The following is a 22,458-nucleotide window of genomic DNA, read 5'->3' as shown; positions in this document are numbered from 1 at the left end:
CAAAAAATCTACAAATTACAAAATTTTATATCACGACTTTAAAGATTCTTATCCATATCGAAAGTAAGTTTCGATAATTCTAAACCACCAGTAACGCAATCAGCGATCGCTTCCATCGTCAACTCTCGCATCTTAGCTACGATCCGGTAATTTTCTTTGGTCAAATATGCCGTTGCTTCTTCTCCATTCAAATCGGCTACTCCATTGTCGATCTCACTGATCAAACGGTGTAAAACTTCACGTGTTTTGATCAAATAATCACGATTTTTTTGCACGAATTGGGCATAATGTGATTCGGTCAGCATCGATAATGTTCGATACATCCAATAAGCACTGGTGATATCATACTCCAATGGCGTTTGACTCCAACTTGGATCAGTATCAGTCGCATTCGTATAGAATGGCACATATGGGGTAAATGTTGGCACCCCAAAGCAGATCCACATCAACGCTGCATTCTTAGTGAAAACATCATTTCTGATCTGTAAAACATGCGAATTTTGGGTCCGATTCAATGAGATCGGCCGAAATTTAAGCTTGTCGGCTTGACTTCCGTGCCCCAAAGGATCGTATTTAGTTTCGTTATAGTGTGAAGCCAAAACGTATGTCAGATCCTCAACTTTCAATAAGCGCTTAGAACGGCAGATAAATGGTAAGTCACTTGATTGTGGATCTTGCTGGATCTCTGGGTTAAAATAACGTTGCCCATACCATACACGGGGCGTATTGTAATGCCGATCTTTTTCATTGTCAGTCCCAAAGATCTTTCTGAAATTAAACGTCGACTTATCAGGATTCAAGTGGTATTTTTCCACAAATTCTTGTAAGCCTTCTGACCACAAATAGTTTTGTGGATCATTAAAATCTATGTAATCTTGTGCAACTTGATTAGCAGCGATCGCATATGCATCATCAGGGATCCTCGTGGCTGCCCAATGATGTCCCGTTACGATCTCCATGTACCAAACTTCATCTTTATCAGCGAACAAGACGCCATTTCCTTCAGGTGAACCATATTTTTTGATCAATTCGCCTAAATATAAAACACCTTCCCTAGCTGAAGTGATAAATGGTGCGACCATTGATTGTAAAGAATCCTCCGCTAGACCATCCACGACAAAAGGATCGTGGGCTAGAGCTAGCGGATTGCCATAAACAGACTCGGTCGCTGACATTGCAACATTTTTTTCATTGATCGAACTTTCACCAAAGTAGCCTAAACCTTTAACATCAACATTTGGTGTCATCGTCGTCCGATAACCATCAGCTGGCAGTGGGGCTTCAAACCCATTTTGCGTTGAGCGCCACATTTCATGACGTCCATGCACTGCTTTCTGCATGATAAAGCGCTGTGGTGTCAGTGGTAAAAACGTATCGTCATTACGCGCGATCATCGTCGATCCATCGATCGTGGCCTTCTTTCCTACTAAGATCGTCGTACATGCTTGTTCATTCATAATTATCATATCCTTCCTGACACTTTAAAAGTTTACACCTTAATTTTTCCTAATGCTACTACAATTAATTAAAGAAACCTGTATAATAGACAATGACAATACTTACTAAAGGATAGGATAGACTAAACTATGAAACCAAAAAGTTCTCGCTTTTATTTGAGCCTTGCTATTGCAGTGATCATCTGCGGTGCCTTTTTGATCTACCGTGTAACTAAGCAATCCCCGGCTTCAACAACGACTCAAGCACAAATAACTGAAAAAAATCAAGCAACTAAAGCTACAACTGCCAAAAAAACAACTAATTCTGAGAGTACGACCATGCAAACTCCGATCGATTGGCAAAAGTCTTCTGAAACCAAACCTTATCCTGATTTAGATCAAGTCAATGATTTTTGGGTCAAAGTCGATCTCAAAAAGAATCGGACTTACCTAATGTCAGGCGATAAAGTGATCTATACAATGTATTCGTCTGGTGGACGCTATCATCATGATGAAGAAACTGGCAAATACGAAAGCTATACTCCGACTGGAACTTTTTACATCGAACCAGAGCGGGGCGATTCATTTTACAATGCATCTCTAAATGAAGGAGCTAATAATTGGGTCTCTTTTAAAGACCATGGGATCTATCTCTTCCATTCGGTCCCAACCGATGCTTCAGGCAATTACAATGTCAAGGAAGCTAAAAAGCTAGGTAAAAAGGCAGCTTCACACGGTTGTATTCGTCTGAGCGTGCCTGATTCAAAATGGATGTCAGAAAACTTAAAAACTGGTACTAAAGTCGTGATCAACGGCTAACAAAAGAGGCTAACATCGAAAAACATCGATGTTAGCCTCTTTTTAGCTACCAGATCTCAGATCGCTCTAACTAAATATCTCAAATTTATTGATCTTTCATATACTCCCAGGCATCATGCTTGGGATCATTATCTTCGACCACGACTTTTGTTTTAGCCGGAAGATTATCCATGATCCATTTAGCATCAGCTACACTCAAACGAATACTCCCATACGCTTTGATATTGTGTTTTTTGGTCACCTTTTGGCCTAACAATTTAGCTTGACTTTCGATAACTTTCCCCGCCTGATCAAACGGTACTGACTCAAAGCGATAGGCACCATGTCCTCTAAATGATGTCCAGTATTTAGCCCCATAGCCCTTCGTCGCATCGTAGAATTCTTCACCGCGTTCCTTTTGGAGCTTAAAATCTCCAGTCGGTGTTTCCTGATAATTCTTAACATTTTCAAAATTTTTCCCGATCGAAGCATACATCGTGTATAAAGTATATGGCCCCTGACGTACGTAAACGCGTTGTTTATTTGGTGAGACCAATAACCAGATCTTTTGATCGAGCTTTTTAGATTTGATAGCTTGACTCACATCAGGATATGGCAGCGTCTCTGAAGGCTTTTGCCAATCGATCGGTGTTTGCATATGCTTTTTTTGTTCCCGTAAAAGCTCTTTTTTTCGTTTTTCTTCTTGCTTATCAAGTTTTGCTTGACGCTCAACTTTTAGCGCGTTTTTTTCTTCGGCACGGTGAATATATACCGCACTATATCCCGCAAGTCCAACTAAAATAATTGCAACTGCCCAATGGATCCAACTTGCTTTTTTCATAATTTAAAGTGATCCTTTCTTAACTAATTGACCTTAATTCAATATAAGGATAAGCCTGTAAAATGTCAACTTTATCAGCGCTTTAGTTGAATATTTTCCACATCAAATATCTTATCGACCCAGCCAGCATAAAATGAAGCTTCGTGGGTAACTAGCAAAACATTTCCTGGGAAATTCATCAAGGCTTGTTTCAACGCTTGCTTAGTCTCATCATCAAGGTGATTTGTCGGTTCATCTAAGATCAAGAAATTACTTGGCTTTAATTCCAGTAAACACAGTTTGACCTTGGTCTGTTCGCCTCCACTCAACAATTTCATCGGTTTGAGTGTATTAGCTGCATTGATCCCTGCACGAGCTAAGCGTTGCCGGATCGTTTTGGGTTCAAGCTTAGGATAGGCATCTTGTAAGACTTGGAGCGGAGTTTGGTTTGGATCTTGCCATGTTAATTCCTGAGTAAAATAATTGATCACAGCAGCATCAACAAATTGAGCTGTCCCGCCAAAAGTTTTGATCTTGCCTAAGATCGATTTGATCAACGTTGATTTTCCGACCCCGTTAAATCCCTTAAGCACGACTTTTTCCCCGTGACTCATTGAAAATGTCACTGGTTCGAGCAATGGTTTGTTATACCCCACTGATAATTTTTTGACTCGCAAAGTCGCACTTGAAAGCAGTTCTAGATATGGGAAGTTGAAATGAGCTTGGAGATTATCACTTGGTGGCGTCAAGCGCTCTAATTTATCTAGTCTTTTTTGCCGCGACTTGGCCATTGCAGCTCGTGTTCCCGCTTTATTTTTACGAATATACGCTTCATCTTTTTCGATCTGTCGCCGTTGTTTTTCATACGCTTTGAGCTGAACTTCTTTTTTGACTTCTTTTTGTTTGATCGCAGCTTGGAAACTACCTGTATATTTCGTGATCTTGCCAAATGCTACATCAATGATCGTATTGGTGATCGCTTCTAAAAAATCATAATCGTGGGAGATGACCATAAAGCAGCCAGAAAATTCATTTAGATAACCGATCAACCATTCGATATGTTCCGTGTCCAAATAGTTTGTCGGTTCGTCTAGTAACAAGACATCCGGTTCTTCCAATAATAATTTAGCTAAAATTATCTTAGAACGTTGCCCGCCAGAACAACTGCTGACTTGACGCTCTTTTCCCAAGGCATCGATCCCTAGTCCGGTCATGACTTGATCGATCTTGACATCTAAGCCATAAAAATCAGCGGCTTCTAACTGTTCTTGATATTTACCCGCTTTAGTCAATAAAGCATCATCCAAAGTAGTGGCATAATCAGCATAGCACTTAGCTTGTTTAGCTTCGATCTCGTATAATTTCTTAAAAGCACTTTGCAAAAAGGCTCCAATAGTCAGATCATGCGCTGATTCAGCATATTGATCGAGATAACCGATCTTTTTGCCACGTTGCCATTTGATCTGGCCTGCATCAGGTAGTGTCTGACCTGTTATCAAACGGATCAAGGTCGATTTTCCGGCACCGTTTTGGCCGATAACTCCCATATGATCTTCTTTATTCAAGACAAATGAAGCTTGATCATAAAGTTGTTTATCTGCATAACTCATCGAGAGATCTGTCACTTCTAAAATACTCATTTCAATTCATTCTTTCTACTCAAATCTTTCGCTAATTATACCATAGAACCCTTATTTTTAAAGAACTACTATAATTTACCCTTGATATTTAAGAAGTTTTTCGCTAAAATATAAAGTTGCATGAGTAATGAAGGGAGGGACTACCATGTCACAAAATACACACGTAGGCGTTGGTAACGACCGCCGCCCAGTTAACAACAAAAATGTTAAGAAGCGTCGTGCAGAACATCAAGCTGTATTGAGTTTCTTAAAGGAACGCGAAGAAGCTGAAAAAGCTGCTAAATAATTGAGCACCACATGACATACTAGTGGAGCTCTGACCGGGATATCTTAACTGCAGGATCACTCGCGAGATTTTGCTGATAACCCGGGAAAAGTTCAATTAATTGAATATAAATAGCTCCACATGGGCCCCTGTCAGGTGTGCACATGTGGATTTATTTTGCCCTAATTTATAATTTTTTACATAAAATTTACAATTAATTTACTAGCGGATAATTTCTTTTTAATGAGTAAGTGTGATACGATAAGCCTGTAACCTAATAATCATATTAAAGGAGGAATTTCGTGATTGAAAACGAAATATTATCAACTTACTGGAGAACAGGCACTTGCTGAATTAAAAAGTTCAGCTAATGGTTTGACTGATGCTGAGGTCAAAGCACGTCAAGAAAAATACGGTCCTAACGTTTTAGAATCAAAGAAGCATACAACTTTACTTCAAAAGTTCATCGCTCAATTCAAAGACTTGATGATCGTGATCTTGATGGTCGCTGCCCTAGTTGCCATGCTTGCAGGTGAAGTATCCGATGCTTTGATCATCTTTTTAGTGGTGATCTTAAATGCGGTCTTTGGGGTCTTTCAAGAAGCCAAGGCTGAAAATGCGATCGATGCTTTACAAGAAATGACGACCCCTTATTCACGTGTCAAACGCAATGGTGTGGTCATGCAAGTTAAAAGTGATGAGATCGTTTTAGGAGATATCGTCTTGCTCGAAGCTGGCGATATCGTCCCAGCCGATATGCGGATCCTCGAATCTTCTTCGCTCAAGATCGAAGAAGCTGCTTTAACAGGCGAGTCGGTTCCTGTTGAAAAAGACAGTAGTGTCTTGAATGAAAAAGAACCTCCTTTAGGCGAGCAAAGCAACTTGTGCTTTATGAACACTAGCGTCACATATGGTACCGCCGAAGCAGTCGTCTTTGCCACAGGCATGCAGACTCAAGTTGGGCATATTGCTACCATGTTAGATGAAGTTGACAACTCCGTAACTCCCCTGCAAAAAAATATCACCCATTTGAGCAAGGTCTTAACTATTTTGATCTTGATCATCGCGGTCGTGATCTTTGTCTTTGGGGTCATGACGGGGCGTGAATCCGTCTTAGATATGTTATTAACAGCGATCTCACTTGCTGTAGCTGCGATCCCTGAAGGCCTACCTGCGATCGTAACGATCACGCTTGCCTTAGGTACTCAGACGATGGCCAAACGCAATGCGCTGGTCCGTAAATTACCCGCAGTCGAAACTTTAGGAACAACTGAGATCATCGCCTCCGATAAGACTGGGACTTTGACCCAAAATAAGATGACAGTTGAACAGCTCTATACTGATCATAACTTGATATCAGCCGATGCTTTTCAAGTCTCACCCAAAAAACGGCTAGCCCAGATCATGATCTTAGCTAACGATAGTCAAGAAACACCTGATGGCTTAGTAGGTGATCCGACTGAAACGGCCTTGATCCAATATTATTTGGATCGTCAAATGGACGTTAAGCAAGTCCAAAATGATTTTTTGCGAACCAACTCGATCCCCTTTGATTCTGAACGTAAAATGATGTCAGCGATCGTTTCTCATGCTGGCCAACGTTATTTGATGACCAAAGGGGCCGTTGATGAGATCTTGCAACGAACGACTAGGATCGAAGATAACGGTGAAATAAGACCGATCACTCAAGCTGATAAAGATAAGATCTTAAACACTAATCAAGAATTAGCGCTTGAAGCTTTACGTGTTTTAGGCTTTGCATATAAGCCTTTGACTGAAGAAGAAGAAAAGCGCGAAGCAACATCTGATAATTTTGAAAATGACTTGATCTTTGCCGGAATGATCGGGATGATCGATCCCCAAAGACCCGAAGTCAAAGATGCAGTCGCTGAAGCTAAATCAGCTGGTATCCGTCCACTTATGATCACCGGTGACCACAAAGATACAGCTAGAGCGATCGCGATCCGCCTAGGTATCATCCAACCAGACGATGAAAGTGGCGTGATCACTGGGCGCGATCTAGATGCAATGTCTGATGAAGAATTGAAGCAAAATGTTGCTAAATACTCGGTTTATGCTCGGGTTGCACCTGAACATAAGGTGCGGATCGTTAAGGCATGGCAAGCACATGGCAAGATCGTAGCGATGACTGGTGACGGTGTTAACGATGCTCCAGCCTTAAAGACCGCGGATATCGGGGTCGGTATGGGGATCACTGGAACTGAAGTATCTAAGAATGCTTCTGATATCGTCTTAGCTGATGATAACTTTGCCACGATCATTTTAGCTGTTCGTGAAGGTAGAAAGGTCTTTTCTAACATCCAAAAAGCGATCCAATACCTCTTGTCTGCTAACTTAGGTGAAGTCTTGACACTCTTTATGATGACCATGCTCAACTGGTCGATCTTTGCTCCGGTACAGATCTTATGGATCAACTTAGTCACAGATACTTTCCCTGCGATCGCTTTAGGGGTCGAAAAAGGCGAAAAAGACATCATGAAAAAGAAACCACGCGGTAGTCGCTCGAATTTTCTCTCTAATGGGGTCGGTTCAAGCATCATTTACCAAGGTATCTTAGAAGGTGTTCTAACGCTTGGGGTCTATTGGATCGCGATCAACTATCCATTCCATGAATCGTCAGCTCAGATCCATGCTGATGCGTTGACCATGGCGTATGCAACTCTAGGTGTGATCCAATTGTTCCATGCCTTTAACTCCAAATCGATCCACGGAACGATCTTTTCCAAGGAGACATTTAACAACAAGTACTTCAACATTGCTGTCTTGTCTTCAGCTGTGTTATTAGCAATGACGATCTTTGTACCAGCCTTTAACAGCACCTTCCATGTTACAACACTTGCGTTAGAACAATGGGGGATCGTTTTAGGCGCTGGTTCTTTAATGATCATCATCGTCGAAGTTGTGAAATTCTTCCAAAGAAAATTCATCTACAAAGACTGATCTAAGCGTAGAAAAACGCTAGCACTCAATAAATAACAAAACCTCAAGTTAGTTGCTTTTTTGCAGCTAACTTGGGGTTTTATTATTTACTAGATCCGCTTTTGGACACGATATTATCAAGACATAGAAATAAGGCAAACAAGGGACCTATTATGATGCAAATATGTATCATAATAGGTCCCTTGTTATTTATCTAGCGCTGACTACATTAGGCGCTTTTCTTTTGTTACATCACGGTAATTCGATCGCTTGATCAAGTTCAACTAAATAAAGATATTTATGGGTCACAGGTTTATTTAAGATCTGTTCCAAAGCTGTTTGATATAAATTTAACTGTCCTTGATAACGCTGCTTGATCTTTTCGACCCCATCTTCACCATAAAGATGATCAGTCTTGTAATCAAAGAGAATGACCTCATCATTTTCAGTGATAAAATAACCATCCATGATCCCGTGGACTAAGATCGAATCGTTCAATGTGTCATCCAAGTCGTCAAAGACTTTACCCGCTGGCAAGACCATTGAGAAAGCTACTTCACGCTTGGCTCGCGTATGATTTTTTAAGAGCTCTTTGCCTAACGGTGACGCATAAAAGGCTACGAGTTTAGTAACATCGATCTGTTTAGCTACTTCAGGTGTGATCAGATCATCAGCGATCAAACGTTGTAATAAATCATCTACCAGCGTGACCGTTGGCGTCTGAGTCAGATCCAATTCTTGGAAGAGCAAGTGAACGGCTGTCCCGATGGCAGCAGGTGTCACCCGCACTTCTTCGGTCATAAAGCGCGGTTTTCTAAAATCGCCGACTTCACGATTAGCGGTCGTCTCTGGCGTGATCTTGGCCATTTTCTCAAGGTCAGGATCGTCAAACAAACGCTTGATATCTGAAACGGCTTGATAGGCAGCCGTTCTAGTTGCTGCTTCATGTTGATACTTTCCTGCTAGGATCTGATCGATCTTAGTTACCATCTCAGGGGTAAGTTTGACTTGAGCTGTTGTTTGCTCATCAAACCACTTAGTTAGATCTACTTGCGCTAACCGTTGTTCATCAAAAATATCGTTATAATTAGCAAAATTCACTTCAAATTCTGCTGGTATCTCATCTAAAGTTGCAGGTGGGTTTACTAAGAGCTCAAATACTTGAGCAATATTTTTTCGACGTGCAACTGCTGGCAAGATCCAATCCATGAAGTTTTTGGCGTTTGCGCGCACATCATCTGGTAATAACAATTCAGAAGTTTGAGCCTTGTTCACCAATTTTTCCACCTGTTCACGTGAATCATAGCCTGCTACGATAAAGAGTTTTTCTTTAGCCCGTGTCAAGGCAACATACAATAAGCGCATCTTTTCAGCAGCGCTCTTATTTCTGGCGGTTTGTTTAGCAAGATTTTTGACCAACGTTTCATGTTCGATCCGGCGCTCTTGATCTAAGTAATTCATCGCTAGACCAGCTTTTTCACTTAAAATATACTTTTTATCTAATGAGCGCATATTGAATTTTTTAGCCGCATCGATCAAAAACACGACCGGAAACTCGAGCCCCTTACTGCCGTGGATCGTCATGATATTGACCGTATCATCACTTGTCTTTAAGACAGCCTCTGAGAGATCATCTTGTTTTTCTTGCATCTTTTTGATAAAACCAATGAACTGAAATAGCCCCTTAAAACTACTTTGTTCATACATCGCAGCTCTTTCATAAAGTGCGTGCAGATTGGCTTGCCGTTGTGCTCCCCCAGGCATACCCCCGACATAATCTAAAAAGCCAGTCTGTTCATAGATCGCGAGGATCAAGGTAGCTAATTCATTTTGATGCGCGAGATCTCTAAAACCTTGTAGCTGCTCCATAAAACGTGTGATCTTAGCATAGAGTGCTTGAACAAATGGTTCTTTTCTCTGATTGCTTGGGTCTTGATAGAATTTTTCTAACGCTTGGAAATAATCACCACTCTTATCATTGATCCGCAGATAAGCTAACTCATTTTCCTTTAACCCCACGATCGGCGAACGCAAAACTGCAGCCAACTCGATATCTTGATAAGGATTGTCGATCAAAGCTAAAAGTGCCAACATGATCCGCAATTCTGTCGTTTGAAAATAATTTTGCGACTTTTGCACATAAAATGGAATCCCTAGGCGCTTTAACTCTTCAGATAATAATAAATGATTGGTTCGTGTCTCTGATAAGATAGCAATATCGCCGTATGTGATCGGACGCATCTGGCCTGATCCACGGTCATAGATCGCAAACTTTTGGTCATACAATTCTTTGATCTTCTTTGCCACTAGAGCGATCTGACCTTCTTGGTTGGAATTGATCTCAAAATCAGGTCCCATCGCTTCTGGTTCTTGATCCCACCGCATTTTTAATGGTTTTTTAGCAGGATCATTTAAAGGATCTGCTTCCGAGGTGTATAGCAAGATCTCGGTCGCAAGCGACATTTTAGGATAATCTTTAGCTCCATAAACTAACTGCGCATTTTGGTCATAATCCATTTCCCCGATCTTTTGATCCATGATCTGTGAAAAGATAAAGTTCGTCGTTGCTGTGATATTTTCAGCCGAGCGGAAATTCTCTGCTAAGATGATCCGTTCATTTGGATCATCTGAGCGCCCAAATTTATGATATTTACCTAAAAACAGTGTCGGATCGGCCAAGCGAAATGCATAGATCGACTGCTTGACATCCCCTACCATAAACATATTATCCTGCGCCAAAGTCGTCAAGATCGCTTCTTGAAGCTGATTAGTGTCTTGATACTCATCGACCATGATCTCTTGGTAGCGCGCTTTTAAGAGTTCTTTGACACTTGTATCTTCTTGTTGACGTAAGATCTTTAAAGTCAGGTGTTCTAAATCACTAAATTCTAAGACATGTCGGCGCTTTTTCTCCGCTTGATAGCGACGCATGAAGCGTAAGACCACTTCAGCTGCCTTCTTAGCTAAGATCTCAGCTTGTTTAAATAGCTCAATGACCTCACTTTCTTGGGCATTAAAATAATTGACTAAAAGTTCGTTCAACTGTTTTTTCGTCTCATCACGCAGAGCTTGAGCTTGATTTTTTAGCACTTTTTGCTCATCATCTAAGCGTGCTGCAGGGGCGCGTTTGAATTTTACTGCCTCTAAAGTCACTTTTAGCTCATTATAGGAGATCTTTGTCAGATCAAGCTTAGCTAGTTGACACAACTCTTTTGCTTCTGTGCGATAGAGAGCTTTTAATTTAGCTAACTTATCTTCTGGATCAGCGATATCCTCTAAGATCAGCGTTGCTTGTCCCATATAGTCAGCGAATTTTTGCAATTGCTCAGTGATATACGGAAGAAATTCGGTGCGATAAAACTCACTTTGTTCTAAATTTCCAGCTTCCAAATGATAATTTTTAGCCAAATTTTCAAGCCAAGCTTTAGGATCAGGATTGACATTTGCAAAATCAAATAATTCCATCACAAGTTCAGTCAGACCATCATCACTGCGGTCATTAGAAAAATTCAATGTCAGTTGTTCAAACAAGGGATCTAACTTCCCATAAAGTTCTTCTCGGAGATCTTCCCAAACACTTTCGCGCAGTAAAGCCCGCTCAGTTTCATCAGTCAACAATCGAAAATCAGGATCGATCTGGGCTAAATAGTAATATTTTTGGACCATGCGCAAACAAAATGCATCGATCGTACTGATATCGGCAACATTGAGTTTTGTCAGTTGTTGTAAGTAAAACCGCTTAGTCTCAGGCTCAGATTCAGCATTGATCGCTTGTCGTAAAGCGCCTTGGATCCGTTCTTTCATTTCCCGCGCTGCCGCCTCAGTAAAGGTCAAGATCAACATCTCATCTACTGCGGTTTTTTCTTTGATCTTTCTGATAACACGTTCGACCAACACCCGGGTCTTCCCCGAGCCGGCTGAAGCAGCAACCAAAATATTTTTGCCTTCATCATTGATCGCCTGGAGCTGACCAGGTGTAAATTTGATCTCAGCCATTATTTTTCCTCCTTAACTTGTAAAAGTTTTAAAATATCGGCTGGCTTTTCTGCTGGAAGCCGGTAATAATTATTTTCGGGCAACATCGGATCAAACTGCATGATCGCTTCATATGGTGTGTATTGTAACGCCGAGCCATCTTTGAACAAGGCTGGCATCAAGTCGATCCGTCCACTAAAGATCATATCCGTTGCTTGTTTGATCAATTCTTCATTGTGTAACAACAACGCTTCCAACTGAGCTTTTGTCACTAATTGGGCGCCTGATGCTTTATAACTACCATTTTTGTTTCGTCTAAACGGATAGATCAATGAATTTCCTGAACTTTCACGCAAACTTTCATCTAGCCCCTCTAAAACATCGGCCTGATCTAACAATAACCCATTATATTTGTTCTTTTTGAGTACTTCATCTGCATAGATCGTCTGATAGATCTCTTTTTGTTTGTATGTTGGATTGTAAAGATGCATATACATCGCCCCAGCTGTAGCGATCTGCTCTTTAGTCGCACCTTTAACTAAAGTCGTCTTATTTTTAAGTAAAGCATCCAAATACGTCAACAATTGTAGGGCTAAGCCAAAATAAGCTTTTACATGATCAAACTTCTTTGCACTTGACTTGTAATCGACCAAACTTAGATAATGTTTATCTCCTAAAACTAATTCGTCGATCCGATCGATCTTTCCGCGTACTGTCACTAAACGATCATTTGGCGTTGTGAATTGCAACCCAGCTAGACCAGACAATTCGCCCACGTGTCCAAATAAAGCTTCGGTTTGGATCGTCTTTAAATTGTTAAATTGTCGCTGTTTGTGGATCGCTCCCCCAACTTGTTTAGCGGCTGCATTTAATTGTCGCGCCAAAAAACGCATTCGGTTAGAACTATCCAAGATCTTAAATTGTGGCAAACGTTTAGTCAACTCGACACTTTCTTTAAAGTAAGCATCAAATTCGGGACCCTTTAATAATTTGAGATCTTGGCCATTTTTTAAGAGCAATTTAAAAAATGTATCGAGCAAAGTATGGAAGTATTCCCCCGTATTGGCCGCATTCATTTCAAATATCTCACGTTCTTTTAAGCCTAAACCGTATTTTAGGAAATATTCATATGGATTAGCATAAAAATCTTCTAGCCGTGAGATCGAAGTCTTTAAGTCTTTGCCATACAAGCCTTTAACACTTTCAGGGGTCAGTTGTTCAGGTATGTTTTTATAGTCCAAACTCTGATTTAACTGCTCAAATAACGGTTTAGTCGCAGGATCTTGTTGAAATCTTTGGAATAGATGATCCCAAACTGCGGGCAACTCTTGCTGTTCGGTGATCGCTTGGCGTTCAACCTTGATAAGTTCGCTCATTGTGGTCCGTTTAGTACCGATATAATTCAAAGCATCACTTGTCCCATCATTTTTATGGGCATAGCTTAACGGAAGCGCTAAAGCTTGTTTGATCCGCTCAACATATGGTGAACATTTAAGCTCGAGTTGATCATTATCACTACACGGATAGCTCAAAAAGAGTTTTTGAGTCGGCGTCAAGAAAGCAAGGTAATTCAAAAAAGGCTCATTGGCTAAAACATGTTCAGTATCATCGGGAAGATAACTTTTTTCGCTTAGTGTTGGCTGTAACATTTCCTTATCATGATCGGAAAATAAGCCTTCACTAACAGCAACATCGGGCATCACTAAGTCTGTAGCGCCTAAAAGCATGACGATTTTTTTGTCATTTGGTTGGACCATCCCACTTTCAGAGATGACAACTTGATCTAAAGTCGTTGGCACCTGACTATAGGTCGCCCCCTCAAAACCGGCTTGAAGTAGATCTAAGAAATCTTGGGGCTCAAATGGCTGCTCCCCTAAGATCTCTACATACTCATCTAAAAGATCACAAAAAGTCCCCCAGACCTGTTCTTCACGCGTTGAAGCATCGACAGCCCCTACTTTTAAAGCTTGTTTACGCCAAGCATCTAACTGTTCGACCACACCTGCAGCGACTAAAAATTCATACAACAAGCTAGCCGCAGCTTTTCCGCTATTAGCTTTAGCAAGCTTTTCATAAAATGGTGGTAGGAGTTCTTTTACATAATTTTTGATCAAATTGATCTTTACTGTGATCGCATCTTCATTTTTAGTTCGAGCTCCAAAATCACTAGTTCCAAACCGATAATAGACCCAATCTTCACCTAGCCAGCCTTTTTTACGATAACCAAATTTAAGGACTTGATTTTCGGCTAGATCAAGGGCTTGGCGATACTCAGCTAATGGCATGAATTTACCTTCATGTTTTGGTAATAACAACTCTGTCTTTAACAAGCGCATCATATCTTCATAGCGATAGTTACGCTGATCGACCAAAAAGAGTGCTTGGATCAATTCAACTAGGGGATGATCGGACATCTTTTTTTGCAGGTCGGTAAAAAACGGGATCTCAAATTGCTCAAATGTCGGTTGCAAAATATTTTTATACGGATCTAAATGACGTGTCAATAATAGAAAATCTTGGTAACGATATCCTTCAAGCAAAACCATCTGGCGGATCTTAGTTGCTAAACATTTAACCTCTTCTAAACGATCAGCGGCCTCGATGACTTGTAGATCACCTTGCAACTTAGCGGTCAACGTAAATGGTTTTAGATCATTTGAAGCGATCCAATAGTTTTCTAACGTAACTAAGTCAGCACTGACACGATCTTGTTTAGCAAAGCTATCGATTAAAACTTTAACATGTTCGTGTCGTGCTAATTGATACAAGCGATAATACACTTGCCCTGAGCGATAAAAAAGCTCACTTGCTTCTGGAGCATGATGGACATACGGACGATCTAAGACTAAAGAAACGGTCACTTGTTTTGCCGTTTGCAACAAACTAGTAATGATCTGATATTCGCCAGCGTTAAACTGTGAAAAACCATCCAAGATAAAATAACTGTGACTAAGATCACTTTGTGCCAACTTTTTAGCCAAGGCTTCTAACATATTAGCTGTGCCCAGGTATTTTCCTTGGATATGTTGCTCAAATTCTCGATAAACGATGCTTAGATCGTGTAACTTAGCTACTAGATCGGTATCTTTACTCTGTTCTAACATTTCATAACTATGCCACAGATCAGCGCTTGTGATCAAAGCTAAACTCAATTCGACCAATTGCCCAGCTAATTGTGACACAAAGCCTGGCTGGGTCTGCTCACTTTTAAAGATCGTCAATTCATCATTTTTAGTCCGTAAGATCTTATGGACCAACATATTAGCCCCAGCTGCCGATAGCCGCGGTAACTGATAGCTAGGCTCATTTTTCATAAAATACCAAGCTAACCGTGAAAAAGATAGGACTTGGATGTCCGTAGCAGCCAATAAGTCTTGGCCACTACTTTTTCGTAAGTGATCTAAGACAGAAACTTCAGTCGCAAACTTTATATGATTGGGGACGATATAATATATTTTGGCTTGCGGGTCTGTTTGACTGATAGTTTTTATCTGCTCTAACAATGACGCTTGATGGTCTTTAGCCGCTGTGCCTAGCACAAATTTCAAACTCATAACTTTTTTCCCTTCCTAAATGTAATTTACACCAATTATATCAAAGCAAAACAAAAAAGGCTCTGTTTAAAACAGAACCTCTTTACTTTAAATATTATCGTTGTTATTGAACAAACTATCTACCGAACGATTGTGATAGATCAAAGAAATTGCTTTAGCAAAGATCGGTGCGATCGATAAAACTTTTAGCTTGGAGAATTGCTTGTTTTCTGGGATCGCGATCGTATCTGTCACCACAACTTCTTTATATGGTGATTCCTCTAACTCTTCGACGGCACTTCCTGAAAAGACCGGATGCGTTGCACAAGCATAGATCTCACGTGCGCCTGCCTTGTCCAAAGCGGCCGCTGCATCAGCCATCTTGCCCCCAGTATCGATCATATCATCAAAGACGATGCAGTTATGCCCACTGACATCACCAATGATCGAAGAATTTTCGATATCTAACCGAGTATCATCGCGTTTATCAACGATCGCGATCGGTGCTTTCAAGAGATCAGCTAGATTTCTTGCCCCTTTAACACTATTATGGTCAGGCGCTACAACAACGACATCTTCACAAATGCCCTTTTGCTTAAAGTAAGCGGCTTGTTCGTAGATCGCTAATAAATGATCCACTGGGATGTCAAAGAAACCTTGTAACTGACCTGCATGTAGGTCCATTGTCACAACTCGATCTGCCCCAGCTAATGTGATGAAGTTAGCGATCATCTTAGCTGTGATCGGTTCACGCGAACGTGCTTTACGGTCAGCACGTGCATAACCATAATAAGGAATAACTGCATTGATCGAACCAGCACTGGAGCGTCGTAACGCGTCCATCATGACCATCAATTCCATAAAGTTTTCATTGACCGGATCAGCGACTGATTGCACGATGAACACATCATCTCCCCGCACACTTTCATTGATGTTGATTTGGATCTCACCATCACTGAAATGTTTGACTGAAGCATCACATAACTTGATCCCCAGTTCAGCTGCGATTTTTTGTGCCAACGCTTGATTGGAATTTAATGCAAATAATTTGATATTTGCATTTTCTTGCATCTTTTCCATAAATTCCTCCAGATTTTGTCTAATTACCGTTCAGCTTGATTATTAGAGACACAGTATATGTTGATTATAACATAATTATCAGTCTAGTTGGGCCTTGATCTGTTGGACCATTGCGAGTTCTTCGTTAGTTGGCACTAACATCACTTTGACTTTTGAGTTTTCAGTTGAGATCACACCTTCATGGCCAGCTTCATTTAGCTCTTGGTCTAATTGAACACCTAAACAAGCTAAGCGTTGGCAAACATCAGCACGTAACCACGGGTTGTTTTCCCCGATTCCACCGGCAAAGACCAACACATCGGCGCCACCTAATTGGGCAAAATAACTTCCAACATAGGACACGATCTTATTTAAATAAACATCTAAGGCTAACTTGCAACGTTGATCGGCTTGATTAGCTTTGATATCACGCATATCATCCGAATAGCCTGACAAACCTAATAGTCCTGACTTTTGGTTAAAGAGCTCAAGAACTTCATCAGCTGTTTTATCGAGTTTCTTCATTAAAAATGGCACGATCGAAGGATCAACATCACCAGCCCGAGTCCCCATCGTTAGGCCTGTCAAAGGCGTAAAGCCCATTGAACTGGCAAATGCTTTTCCATCTTTGACCGCTGAAACAGATGAACCACTACCCAAGTGCAAAGTGATCAATTTGAGGTCAGCCAATGGTTTTTCCAAAAGCTCAGCTGTCTTTTGCGCTAAATATTCATGACTGATCCCGTGTTCGCCATAGCGTCTGATCCCATATTTTTGCGTTAGCTCATATGGTAAACTAAAGATCGCATTTTCTTCTGGCATTTGGGTAAAGAACTGGCTGTCAAAGACCGCATATTGTGGGGTATTCGGCATGACTTGTTGCATCAATTCGATGTATTTTGCTTCCATTGGATTATGTAATGGAGCATGGTCACTCAAGGCTAAGACTTCTTTGATCGCTGCTTGATCCATCTTAGTAGCTTGCGTGAATTTAGTTCCCCCAGCTACGACACGATGCCCAACACATTTAATGTCAGCTAAAGAGGTGATCTTTAATTCTTGGATCTTTTCAATGATCATTTCAGCTGCTTTTTCATAAGTTAGGCCATCTTGTGTTTCTTGATACGTCTGATCTCCATATTTGATCTCAAACTTTGAACCTGGAGCTAACATTCGCTCCACCAAGCCTTTAGCAACGACTGATTCATCGGTCAATTCAAATAATTTCCATTTAACTGATGAACTTCCGGCATTCATTAACAAAATTTTTGGCATTTCTGCGCACCTCCGATACTTTTAAGTATAACTTAAAAAGTAAAATCCAAAAAGATACTTTATTTTCCTATATGTATTCTATTTTTGTGGAATTTGACAATAATTAATCTGTTTGTTACATAAACGTGACAAATTGTAATTTTATCGGAATATGTATGTTATATAAAAAATGTATACTGCTAGTGTAGATAAATGAAAAACAAGTAAATATTAAATATTTTTTTAAGGAGAGTTTACTTATGGAAATGAAGAAAGTTATTACGGGAGCTGCCGCGTTATCTGGTTTAGTTGCATTGGGCCAAACAGCAAATGCTGATGAAGTTGTCGTTCAAGCCGGCGATACAGTATCTGAATTAGCCCTTAAACACAACACAACGATCGACGCGATCCAACAAGCTAACAAATTACAAGATGTAAACTTGATCTTCGTTGGTCAACGCTTAGAAGTTGGTAGCAACGTTTTAGCTGAAGCTTCACAAGCTGCACAACAACAAGCTCAACCAGCACAAGCAGCTCCACAAGCTCAAACTCAAGTCCAAGAAGCACAACCTGCACAACAAGTGCAAACAACTACCCCACAAACGCCAGTAAACGATGCTGAAGCAAGTGCTAAAGCTTGGATCGCTAACGTTGAATCAGGTGGTTCTTATACCGCTCAAAACGGCCGTTACTACGGTAAGTATCAATTGACTAATTCTTACCTTGGTGGAGATTACTCCCCAGAAAACCAAGAACGTGTAGCCGATAACTATGTTGCCAATCGTTACGGTTCTTGGCAAGCAGCTAAGTCATTTTGGCTTGCTAACGGCTGGTACTAATATCAGTTAAATATAACTTTACGGACTCAAAAAAATTTTGAGTCCGTTTTTTGCGTGGTTGAGCCAATAACACAATATCTAGCGATTAGCAGAGCAAAATTTATACTACATGTTGTGTAAATTGTGGTATACTGATATCACAATCAAATTAGAAGGGGTTTTATTCTGATGGCTTTAGATCTATATACAAAAGATAACTGCATCCAATGCAAGATGACCAAGAAGTTTTTAATGGAGAATAATATTGAATTTGGAGAACATAATATCTCCGATCATCCAGAATATATCAACTACCTAAAAGAAAAAGGTTTACGCACAGTTCCAGTTTTAGAACAAGATCATGCACCGATCATCAATGGTTTCCGGCCTGATCTCTTAAAGAAGCTGGCAGCTCAATGAAAATAATTTATTTTAGCGTCACCGGGCAGACCCGACGCTTCATCAAAAAACTTGGGCCTACCGTCGATGCCACTGAGATCGATCCGGTGGACCCACTTTTTATGGTAAATGAACCTTTCGTCTTGATCGTACCGACCTATGAAGATGAGATCACTTACCCTGTAACTGAATTTTTAGAATACGCAAATAACGCTGCATCATTAAAAGGGATTGTCGGGACCGGCAACCGTAATTTTGCAGAGTTATTTATTTTTACAGCTAAAAACTTGGCTAAAAAATTTAATGTTCCTGTGCTCTATTCATTTGAATTCAATGGAACACCCACAGATGTCCAAAATTTCAAGGAAGCGGTGAATAAACTTGAGTCTTAAAGATATCGATATCAACAACGTTACGTACTACGACCTAAACAACCGGGTCAACATTCCCTTAAACGGTCAGATCCAACTCGACCAAGACAAAGCAGCTTTAAGCGCCTTTTTCAAGGAAAATGTCATTCCTAATACGATGACCTTTGCTTCACTTAAGGAACGCTTTGACTATTTGCTAGACAATAACTATCTTGAAACACAATTTATCCAAAAATACGATTTTGCCTTTATTGAAAAGCTCTATGCGCAGTTAGAAGCAGCTGATTTTCGTTTCAAGACTTTTATGGCAGCTTACAAGTTTTATACCCAATATGCGCTAAAAACCGATGATGGTAGTTATTACTTGGAAAGTTTCATCGACCGAGCTGCGATCAATGCTTTGTACTTTGCTGACGGTGATGAAAGCTTAGCCCTTCAACTAGCTGATGAGATCGTTCACCAACGTTATCAACCAGCAACTCCAAGCTTTTTGAATGCTGGACGGGCCAGACGTGGTGAATTAGTTTCTTGTTTTGTTTTACAAGTTACCGATGATATGAATTCGATCGGCCGAGTGATCAACTCCGCACTTCAACTCTCACGGATCGGAGGCGGCGTCGGGATCACCTTGAGTAATCTTCGTTCAGCTGGAGCACCGATCAAAGGGATCAAGGGGGCTGCTTCTGGGGTCGTGCCTGTCATGAAATTACTCGAAGATAGTTTTTCTTACTCCAATCAGTTGGGCCAACGTCAAGGGGCTGGTGTCGTTTATCTAAATGTTTTCCATCCCGATATCATCGACTTTTTAGCTTCTAAAAAAGAAAATGCCGATGAAAAGATCCGGGTCAAGACATTATCTTTAGGGGTGCTTGTACCCGATAAGTTCTACGAATTAGCCAAGCAAAATGCTGATATGTATCTCTTTGATCCATATGATGTCGAAAGAAAATATGGCACACCTTTCTCTTATGTCGATATTACAGCGCAATACGATAACTTAGTCAACGACCCTGATATCGCTAAAAAGAAGATCTCTGCTCGCTTGCTCGAAGAAGAGATCTCAAAATTACAACAAGAATCTGGCTATCCTTATATCGTCAATGTCGATACAGCTAATAAAGCCAACCCGATCAAAGGTAAGATCATCACCAGCAATCTTTGCTCTGAGATCTTGCAAGTTCAAACACCATCTTTAGTCAACAATCAACAAGGCTATGATGTCTTAGGAACTGATATCAGCTGTAACTTGGGCTCGACTAATATCGCTAACTTGATGGACTCCCCTGATTTTGGGCGCTCTGTCGAAGCCATGACACGCGCTTTGACCTTTGTGACCGATCATTCAGATATCGATGTTGTCCCATCTGTGCAACACGGCAATCGCCAAGCTCACACGATCGGTCTAGGCGCTATGGGCTTACATGCCTTTTTAGCCAAAAACCAAATGCACTACGGCTCACCAGAAGCTTTAGAATTTACCAGCTTATACTTTATGTTGCTCAACTACTGGACCTTAGTTGCTTCCAACAAGCTCGCTAAAGAACGCCAAACTAGCTTTGTTGGTTTTGAAGAAAGTGATTATGCTAACGGTAAATACTTCACTAAGTATTTGACAAAAGACTTTACACCACATTTTGAAAAAGTCAAAGCACTCTTCAAAGATATCTTCATTCCAACTAAAGCCGATTGGGAAAAATTGAGTCAAGCAGTCAAACAAGATGGACTCTACCATCAAAACCGCTTAGCAGTAGCACCAAATGGTTCGATCTCATATATCAATGATACGACTGCATCCCTTCAACCGATCATCAACAAGATCGAAGAACGCCAGGAAAGAAAGATCGGTAAGATTTATTATCCTGCACCATATCTTTCAAACGAGACTTTACCATACTACACTTCGGCTTATGATCTAGACATGCGTAAAGTGATCGATACTTATGCAGCCGCACAACAACATGTTGATCAAGGAATGAGTTTAACGCTCTTTATGCGTTCTTCGATCCCAGCTGGACTCTATGAATGGAAAAATGGTCGAACTGATAAAATGACGACCCGTGACCTCTCGATCCTACGTAACTATGCTCACCATAAACAGATCAAATCGATCTACTATGTCCGCACGTTTACCGATACACAAGATGAAGTCGGGGTCAACGAATGCGAAAGCTGTGTAATTTAGCGAGGTATTTGGAAAATGGAAAACTATAAAGCAATCAACTGGAACAATTTAGAAGACCAGATCGATAAAGCAACTTGGGAAAAATTGACCGAACAATTTTGGTTAGATACTCGGATCCCCCTTTCAAATGACTTAGCCGATTGGCGGGAATTTTCCGAAGCCGATAAAGATGTCGTTGCTAAAGTCTTTGGGGGCTTAACATTATTAGATACTTTGCAATCTCAAGACGGGGTCGCAGCGCTTAAAAAAGATATCCGGACGCAACAAGAAGAAGCCGTCTTCAACAATATCGAGTTTATGGAATCAGTGCACGCTAAGAGTTACTCCTCGATCTTTTCAACTTTGAATACGCCTAAAGAGATCGAAGAGATCTTTGCTTGGACTGATTCAAATGAGATCTTGCAATACAAAGCACAAAAGATCAATGATATCTATCAAAACGGAACACCCTTACAAAAGAAAGTCGCTTCCGTATTCTTGGAAACATTCCTCTTTTACTCTGGGTTTTACACGCCACTCTACTGGTTAGGGCATAATAAACTCGCTAACGTGGCGGAGATCATCAAGTTGATCTTGCGTGACGAATCTGTTCACGGAACTTACATTGGTTACAAGTTCCAATTGGGCTTTAACGAGTTGAGTGAAACAGAACAAGAGGAATTCAAAGGCTGGATGTATGAACTTTTGTATGATCTCTATGAAAATGAAGAAAAATACACCCATCTCCTCTATGATCAAGTTGGCTGGGTCGATGATGTATTGACTTTCTTGCGCTATAATGCCAATAAAGCTTTGATGAATCTAGGAATGGATCCGCTCTTCCCCGATACTGCCGAAGATGTTAATCCTGTCGTTATGAATGGGATCTCAACTTCGACTTCCAATCATGACTTCTTCTCCCAAGTTGGTAATGGTTACTTACTTGGTAACGTGGAGGCTATGCAAGACAGTGACTATGAATTTTAAGA

General features: G+C 40.7%; 15 protein-coding genes. 8 read left to right on the top strand and 7 right to left on the bottom strand.

The window, feature by feature from the left end:
* Window positions 1-38 precede the first annotated feature (38 nt).
* The gene (locus tag LMU01S_RS02365; RefSeq protein ID WP_056958255.1) at window positions 39-1,457 is read right to left on the bottom strand and encodes a C69 family dipeptidase; all 1,419 of its coding nucleotides are present in this window, start codon (window positions 1,455-1,457) and stop codon (window positions 39-41) included.
* 129 nt (window positions 1,458-1,586) lie between these two features.
* Between LMU01S_RS02365 and LMU01S_RS02360 the strand changes: the two genes are divergently transcribed.
* Entirely contained in the window at window positions 1,587-2,255 is a 669-nt protein-coding gene (locus tag LMU01S_RS02360) for a L,D-transpeptidase (RefSeq protein ID WP_056958257.1), read from the top strand.
* 85 nt (window positions 2,256-2,340) lie between these two features.
* On the opposite strand, the gene LMU01S_RS02355 is transcribed toward LMU01S_RS02360, so the two are convergent.
* Together LMU01S_RS02355 and LMU01S_RS02350 are read right to left on the bottom strand one after the other, a co-directional pair.
* Window positions 2,341-3,075, bottom strand: a complete 735-nt coding sequence (locus LMU01S_RS02355; RefSeq protein ID WP_056958259.1) for a L,D-transpeptidase — start codon at window positions 3,073-3,075, stop codon at window positions 2,341-2,343.
* Window positions 3,076-3,149: 74 nt separating this feature from the next.
* Complete coding sequence (locus LMU01S_RS02350; RefSeq protein ID WP_056958261.1) at window positions 3,150-4,694, bottom strand: ABC-F family ATP-binding cassette domain-containing protein; 1,545 nt, start codon at window positions 4,692-4,694, stop codon at window positions 3,150-3,152.
* 145 nt (window positions 4,695-4,839) lie between these two features.
* On the opposite strand from LMU01S_RS02350, the gene LMU01S_RS10540 reads away from it, so the two are divergent.
* Window positions 4,840-4,980, top strand: coding sequence for a hypothetical protein (locus tag LMU01S_RS10540; protein ID WP_004051430.1), 141 nt, complete (start codon window positions 4,840-4,842; stop codon window positions 4,978-4,980).
* 285 nt (window positions 4,981-5,265) lie between these two features.
* The gene (locus tag LMU01S_RS02345) at window positions 5,266-7,920 is read left to right on the top strand and encodes a cation-translocating P-type ATPase (protein WP_056958263.1); all 2,655 of its coding nucleotides are present in this window, start codon (window positions 5,266-5,268) and stop codon (window positions 7,918-7,920) included.
* A 231-nt stretch (window positions 7,921-8,151) separates the two neighbouring features.
* On the opposite strand, the gene addA is transcribed toward LMU01S_RS02345, so the two are convergent.
* The 4 genes from addA to LMU01S_RS02325 all read right to left on the bottom strand — a co-directional run bounded on the left by addA (window position 8,152) and on the right by LMU01S_RS02325 (window position 17,741).
* Window positions 8,152-11,895 carry a helicase-exonuclease AddAB subunit AddA gene (gene addA, locus LMU01S_RS02340; protein WP_056958264.1) on the bottom strand — a complete coding sequence of 1,248 codons (3,744 nt, stop codon included), beginning with the start codon at window positions 11,893-11,895 and terminating at the stop codon, window positions 8,152-8,154.
* On the bottom strand, window positions 11,895-15,428 hold the full coding sequence (locus LMU01S_RS02335) for a PD-(D/E)XK nuclease family protein (protein WP_056958265.1): 3,534 nt from the start codon (window positions 15,426-15,428) through the stop codon (window positions 11,895-11,897). Before LMU01S_RS02335 ends, addA begins: the two co-directional genes overlap by 1 nt.
* Window positions 15,429-15,515: 87 nt before the next feature.
* Window positions 15,516-16,487: a ribose-phosphate diphosphokinase gene (locus tag LMU01S_RS02330; protein ID WP_056958266.1), complete on the bottom strand. Its 972-nt coding sequence runs from the start codon at window positions 16,485-16,487 to the stop codon at window positions 15,516-15,518.
* Between the two features lie 78 nt (window positions 16,488-16,565).
* Window positions 16,566-17,741 carry an acetate/propionate family kinase gene (locus LMU01S_RS02325; protein WP_004051418.1) on the bottom strand — a complete coding sequence of 392 codons (1,176 nt, stop codon included), beginning with the start codon at window positions 17,739-17,741 and terminating at the stop codon, window positions 16,566-16,568.
* 239 nt (window positions 17,742-17,980) lie between these two features.
* Between LMU01S_RS02325 and apf the strand changes: the two genes are divergently transcribed.
* The 5 genes from apf to nrdF all read left to right on the top strand — a co-directional run bounded on the left by apf (window position 17,981) and on the right by nrdF (window position 22,456).
* Window positions 17,981-18,559 carry an aggregation-promoting factor gene (apf, locus tag LMU01S_RS02320; protein ID WP_056958267.1) on the top strand — a complete coding sequence of 193 codons (579 nt, stop codon included), beginning with the start codon at window positions 17,981-17,983 and terminating at the stop codon, window positions 18,557-18,559.
* A 168-nt stretch (window positions 18,560-18,727) separates the two neighbouring features.
* Window positions 18,728-18,958, top strand: a complete 231-nt coding sequence (nrdH, locus tag LMU01S_RS02315) for a glutaredoxin-like protein NrdH (RefSeq protein ID WP_004051414.1) — start codon at window positions 18,728-18,730, stop codon at window positions 18,956-18,958.
* On the top strand, window positions 18,955-19,329 hold the full coding sequence (gene nrdI, locus LMU01S_RS02310; protein ID WP_004051412.1) for a class Ib ribonucleoside-diphosphate reductase assembly flavoprotein NrdI: 375 nt from the start codon (window positions 18,955-18,957) through the stop codon (window positions 19,327-19,329). The genes nrdH and nrdI overlap by 4 nt, the downstream gene beginning before the upstream one ends.
* The gene (nrdE, locus tag LMU01S_RS02305) at window positions 19,319-21,490 is read left to right on the top strand and encodes a class 1b ribonucleoside-diphosphate reductase subunit alpha (RefSeq protein WP_056958269.1); all 2,172 of its coding nucleotides are present in this window, start codon (window positions 19,319-19,321) and stop codon (window positions 21,488-21,490) included. Before nrdI ends, nrdE begins: the two co-directional genes overlap by 11 nt.
* 15 nt (window positions 21,491-21,505) lie before the next feature.
* Window positions 21,506-22,456, top strand: a complete 951-nt coding sequence (gene nrdF / locus LMU01S_RS02300) for a class 1b ribonucleoside-diphosphate reductase subunit beta (RefSeq protein WP_056958271.1) — start codon at window positions 21,506-21,508, stop codon at window positions 22,454-22,456.
* The last annotated feature ends 2 nt before the right edge of the window (window positions 22,457-22,458 follow it).

This window comes from Ligilactobacillus murinus DSM 20452 = NBRC 14221 (assembly GCF_001591685.1).
GTDB classification, from domain to species: domain Bacteria; phylum Bacillota; class Bacilli; order Lactobacillales; family Lactobacillaceae; genus Ligilactobacillus; species Ligilactobacillus murinus.
This window is presented reverse-complemented; position numbering and strand designations above follow the sequence as displayed.

What these genes read in the sequence shown, in the direction of transcription:
- LMU01S_RS02355 (WP_056958259.1), bottom strand. Translation starts at nt 3,075, where the DNA reads ATGAAAAAAGCAAGTTGGATCCATTGGGCAGTTGCAATTATTTTAGTT.
- LMU01S_RS02325 (WP_004051418.1), bottom strand. Translation starts at nt 17,741, where the DNA reads ATGCCAAAAATTTTGTTAATGAATGCCGGAAGTTCATCAGTTAAATGG.
- LMU01S_RS02350 (WP_056958261.1), bottom strand. Translation starts at nt 4,694, where the DNA reads ATGAGTATTTTAGAAGTGACAGATCTCTCGATGAGTTATGCAGATAAA.
- LMU01S_RS02330 (WP_056958266.1), bottom strand. Translation starts at nt 16,487, where the DNA reads ATGGAAAAGATGCAAGAAAATGCAAATATCAAATTATTTGCATTAAAT.
- nrdH (WP_004051414.1), top strand. Translation starts at nt 18,728, where the DNA reads ATGGCTTTAGATCTATATACAAAAGATAACTGCATCCAATGCAAGATG.
- LMU01S_RS02365 (WP_056958255.1), bottom strand. Translation starts at nt 1,457, where the DNA reads ATGAATGAACAAGCATGTACGACGATCTTAGTAGGAAAGAAGGCCACG.
- addA (WP_056958264.1), bottom strand. Translation starts at nt 11,895, where the DNA reads ATGGCTGAGATCAAATTTACACCTGGTCAGCTCCAGGCGATCAATGAT.
- LMU01S_RS02335 (WP_056958265.1), bottom strand. Translation starts at nt 15,428, where the DNA reads ATGAGTTTGAAATTTGTGCTAGGCACAGCGGCTAAAGACCATCAAGCG.
- apf (WP_056958267.1), top strand. Translation starts at nt 17,981, where the DNA reads ATGGAAATGAAGAAAGTTATTACGGGAGCTGCCGCGTTATCTGGTTTA.
- nrdI (WP_004051412.1), top strand. Translation starts at nt 18,955, where the DNA reads ATGAAAATAATTTATTTTAGCGTCACCGGGCAGACCCGACGCTTCATC.
- nrdF (WP_056958271.1), top strand. Translation starts at nt 21,506, where the DNA reads ATGGAAAACTATAAAGCAATCAACTGGAACAATTTAGAAGACCAGATC.
- LMU01S_RS02360 (WP_056958257.1), top strand. Translation starts at nt 1,587, where the DNA reads ATGAAACCAAAAAGTTCTCGCTTTTATTTGAGCCTTGCTATTGCAGTG.
- LMU01S_RS10540 (WP_004051430.1), top strand. Translation starts at nt 4,840, where the DNA reads ATGTCACAAAATACACACGTAGGCGTTGGTAACGACCGCCGCCCAGTT.